2 protein-coding genes and 1 tRNA gene are annotated in these 4,011 nt (G+C 49.3%); 2 read left to right on the top strand and 1 reads right to left on the bottom strand.

From position 1 onward, the window contains the following. Positions 1-113: 113 nt before the first annotated feature. Positions 114-755, bottom strand: a complete 642-nt coding sequence (gene pdxH, locus ACEW8P_RS12350) for a pyridoxamine 5'-phosphate oxidase (protein WP_373513384.1) — start codon at positions 753-755, stop codon at positions 114-116. Positions 756-853: 98 nt separating this feature from the next. Here pdxH and ACEW8P_RS12345 point away from each other — a divergent pair, with 98 nt between their 5' ends. Together ACEW8P_RS12345 and ACEW8P_RS12340 are read left to right on the top strand one after the other, a co-directional pair. Next, positions 854-3,508 carry a DUF349 domain-containing protein gene (locus ACEW8P_RS12345; protein ID WP_373513383.1) on the top strand — a complete coding sequence of 885 codons (2,655 nt, stop codon included), beginning with the start codon at positions 854-856 and terminating at the stop codon, positions 3,506-3,508. Between the two features lie 220 nt (positions 3,509-3,728). Next, a tRNA-Thr gene (locus tag ACEW8P_RS12340) sits at positions 3,729-3,801 on the top strand. Positions 3,802-4,011 lie beyond the last annotated feature (210 nt).

Genomic DNA, 4,011 nt, shown 5'->3' with positions numbered 1-4,011 from the left:
CTGGACTTTATTCGGGCCAGGGCCGAAGAAATGGGGCACGCCATTGGCGTAAAATACGGTGAAGGCTTCACGTCAAAACGCCAATTGGGGGTAGGGGACTTATCCGTTTTCTGCTAAGGAGAAAGGCGGCTGATTGTCCACTTTTCATCGCTTAGATCATAAACGAGGCGATCGTGCAAGCGGCTGGGGCGTCCTTGCCAAAACTCGACGCGGTCGGGAATCAGCCGGTAGCCACCCCAGTGCGGCGGACGCGGTACTTTGTGATCGGCGAATTGCTGCTCATAGTCGGTTTGTTTTTGTTCCAGAATTTCGCGCGACGGTATGATTTCGCTTTGGTGTGACACCCAGGCCCCGATTTGGCTACCGCGTGGACGGACGGCAAAATAGTCATCCGATTCCTCAGAGCTGACCTTATTCACTCTTCCATCAATACGTACCTGTCTTTCTAACTCTACCCAAAAAAATGTCAGGCTGGCGTAAAGATTTAGCACCAAATCGCGGCCTTTCTTGCTGTGGTAGTTAGTATAAAAAACAAAACCCTCTGCATCCAATTCTTTCAGTAGCACGATCCGGCTGCTGGGGCGGCAGTCTTCGCCTACCGTACTGAGGTGCATAGCGTTGGGTTCCGGCAAGTCCGCGTTCCGGGCTGCATCGAACCAATTCTTGAATTGGATTAATGGGTCATTGGCTAGTTCTTCTTCAATTAAGCCATTCTTGGTATACTCCTTCCGAAGGTCGGCGATATTCTCATTCATGCAATTATCGTAGATTTTTGCTTACCCAAGCAAATTTAACCATTTCAAATAAAGATTGTTAAATTTGTCCTTGATCGACTTACGAAAAACCGAATACGATGACTCAGCCACAACACGACGCACCAGAAGACAAGCAGGATGAAACCGTCAACTCTAACCCATCAGAGACCAACAAGCCGAACACCGATAATTCCTCGAAGCCGGAGGTGTCGAGTGACCTAGCGGCCGCCTCGACGGAAGAGGCCGAGGCGCAGACGCCCGACTTGCACCTGGCAAATGACGATGGGACGGATCAGATAGAAACTGATAAGCTGGTGCCACCAATCAAGGATACTTCGGATGCTGAGATGGAGCCCACCGAAAACCTGAAAGAAATGAAGGAAGAAACACCGGTCGCGATTTCGGGCACGGTGGATGAAAATCCTGAGTTGTTGGGCAAAGCTTACGAAATGGCCGATGCCGCCGCTGATCACGACTCCAACCAACCTCTGGCGCATGAAAATGCTGAATCTGCCGCGCCCGAGAAGGTTGACGAAACGCCCGTCGCAATTTCCGGCGTTCCCCACGAGAATCCGGAGTTGCTTACCAAGGCCTATGAATTAGCAGAAAACGCGGCCGATCAGGTGGAGCCGAGAGATGAAACTTCCAACGAAAACAAAGTGAATGAAGATGCGCCAAGTCTTGATGTTCAAGATTCGGAAGGTGAAGAGAAGGGGGGCGAGTCTGTGCCAAATCCTGTTAGTGCTGAGTCGAATATAGAAGAAGAAAAACCAACGGAGAAGGATACCGGTGATAATGAAGAGGTTTCTGCTCAGGTAGAAGAAACTTCTGAGGGAGCGGTTGCGGAAGCCGCCGTGCCCGAAGCTGCAGTGCAGAAGGTTGAAGATGCCAGTAATGAGGAAGATGAGGACGAGGAAGCCAGTGATGATTCGGACGATGACGACGACGATGATTCCGACGACAGCGACACCGAAGAACTCGATTACGCCACCGCCAGCAAAGAAGAACTGGCGGCGGCTTTGGAAAAAGAGTTGGCGGTGATTTCGGCAGCGGGCGTTAGCATGAAGCAAATTAAGCGCATCGATGGTATAATCAAGGAGATTCGCCCGGCCCTTACCCAGATGAAGCGCACCGAGTGGGACGCCGCAAAGGAAAAGTACGTGGCCGACACTGGTTCAGAGGATGGTTTCGAGTTCACGTACGATGAGCAGACACGTCGGGTGGAAGAACTGTTGAAAGAAATCCGCACCAGGCGGAAGTCCTTTTTCCAGGAACTCGACAAGAACCGCGATCAAAATTTCAACCAGAAGACCGAACTACTCCAACGTCTTCGCGAGCTCGTGGACACCGACGATAGCCAGGAAGTAGGCGCGGCGGACATCAAGAATAGTTGGGAGGAATTTAAGAAAATACAGGAAGAGTGGAAGCAGGCGGGCAATGTGTCGTCGGCGCACAACGGCACCCTTTGGGCGACTTACAACGCCCTCGTTGATCGTTACTTTTCTAATCGCAACATCTACTTTGAGTTAAAAGAACTCGACCGGAAGAAAAATTCTGATTTGAAAGTAGAGTTGTGCGCGAAAATCGAGGCCTTGGTCAAGACGCTGGCTGAGCGCCCGATGAGCCGTGAAATCCTGAACGAGGGAAATCAGATTTTTGAGGAATACAAGCACATAGGTCCCGCGCCGCGTGAGGAGCAGGAATTACTGTGGCAGCGCTTCAAGGAATCGCTGGATGCACTTTACGACGCCCGCCGCGCTCAGTACGATGAGCAGAAAAAGACGATGGTGGAGATTTACGAGAAGAAATCGAAAATTTACGAAGCCATCGTTCCCTACACATCTTTCAACTCTGGCAGCATCAATGAGTGGAATGCCAAGACGCGAGAAATCATTGCCCAGCAAGAGGAATGGCAGGCCGTTAAAGGTCCGATGCCCCGCGGCGAAGGCAAGGATTTAAGCAAGAAATTCTGGGGAGCGCTGAAAACTTTCTTCAATAATAAGAGCGAGTTCTTCAAACAGTTGGAGGGTAAGCGCGAAGTGAACTTGAAAGCCAAGCAGGAACTTTGCGCCGAGGTAGAGGCTATCCTGGAAACGGGTGAGGACAACTCGGCCAACACGCAGCGCATCATCGAATTGCAGAAACAGTGGAAGGGTATTGGGCAGGTACCGGAGAAATTCAAGAATTCGATTTACAAACGCTTTAAACAAGCTTGCGACAACTATTTTAACAATAAGCGTAACAAGAATAAGGAGCAGGATAAAGAGTTCGACGAAAACCTGGCCCAAAAAGAAGCTCTCTGCGAACGCATCGAAAAAGCTGCTGCCGACCCCGGTGATTCGACGCTGGCCAACCTTAACGATTTCAAGGCTGAATGGGCCAAAATCGGTTTTGTGCCGCGCAAGGCGATGCAGAAAATCCAGAAGCGCTACATCGATGCCATTAACGCTTACGTGGGTTCGGTCGGAAAACTTTCCAGCAAGCAGAAGGAACAAGTCATCTTGGAAAGCGAGGTAGCTATGGTCAAGAAGGGCGATAGCAGCCGTAACCTCAACCGTAAGGAAAGCGATATCCGTCGTAAAGTCACGACCCTTGAAAATGACATTGCTCTATGGGAAAATAACATTGAATTTTTCGCCAAATCAAAATCAGCAGATAAGGTGAAGGCGCAGTTTGAGGATAAAATTAGAAAAGCTACTGAGGAACTGGAAGAATTGAAACATCAACTATCTGTAATTCAGGAGGCGATTTGATAATTCGTGCAGCGCAGCTAAATATTTCTAAGATTTAGTTGCGCTGTATATTTTCAAACACTACTTTTGCCCCACGATTGATTGTCTTCATAGCTCAACTGCGGTTCGGCGTACCGATAGAGCAACTGATTGAAATCAGACCAGATAATAAGCCTCCATAGCTCAACTGCGGTTCGTCGTCACGATAGAGCTACTGGCTTGGAACTAGTGAAAAAAATAAGCCTCCATAGCTCAGCTGGTAGAGCAACTGACTTGTAATCAGTAGGTCGTTGGTTCGATCCCGACTGGAGGCTCATATCCCGAATCGTACGGTTCGGGATTTTTTTATAACACGAGTAACCGAATTGTAATCAGTAGATCGTTGCGGGGCGGCCCCTTAGATTTGTGAGATAATCATTAACTTTAAAAAGTACAATACCAGAAGATCCGAAGGAGTGAGCGGTGAACTACGGGGCGGCCTATCAAACAGAACTATGCTCGGAATTAGTCCCTCACACCTTTTC

This window comes from Persicitalea sp., assembly GCF_041751555.1.
Taxonomy (GTDB): Bacteria; Bacteroidota; Bacteroidia; order Cytophagales; family Spirosomataceae; genus Persicitalea.
Note: the sequence above shows the minus strand (reverse complement) of the source record. Positions and strands in the feature narration are given on the sequence as shown.